At 70.6% G+C, this 361-nt stretch carries 1 protein-coding gene; it reads right to left on the minus strand.

The window, feature by feature from the left end:
• Positions 1–45 precede the first annotated feature (45 nt).
• The coding region (locus ON31_RS35955) for an HNH endonuclease (RefSeq protein WP_255222304.1) at positions 46–361 on the minus strand (316 nt) is incomplete at its 5' end.

Consider the following 361-nt stretch of genomic DNA (forward strand, 5'->3'; position numbering starts at 1 on the left):
GCGATGTCCCGCCCCCAGGGGCCAGCGATGGCGACCCCCTACCCCCTATATGCCCAGGTCAGGGCCGTACCGGGCGGCGACGGCCTCAGCGTTGGTCTTGACCTCGTGGCAGGGGTGGCACAGGGATTGCAGGTTGTCCCACTCGTACCGTTCGCCGCCCGCAGCGAGCGGAATGATGTGGTCAACTTCGACGGCGAGGGCCGCGCAGCCGGGCCGCTCGCATATCGGATCGGTCGCGAGCTTGGCCTCGCGCAGGGTGCGCCACCGCCGCGTACTGCCTCCAGCCCATGCGCTGCCCGACCATGCGGGCGTACAAGGGCAGCGTTGTCCCGAGGGGGCGGGCTTGCGACAGCGGTTGCAC

The sequence above is a fragment of the Nocardia otitidiscaviarum NBRC 14405 genome (genome assembly GCF_000308635.1).
Classification (GTDB): domain Bacteria; phylum Actinomycetota; class Actinomycetes; order Mycobacteriales; family Mycobacteriaceae; genus Nocardia; species Nocardia otitidiscaviarum.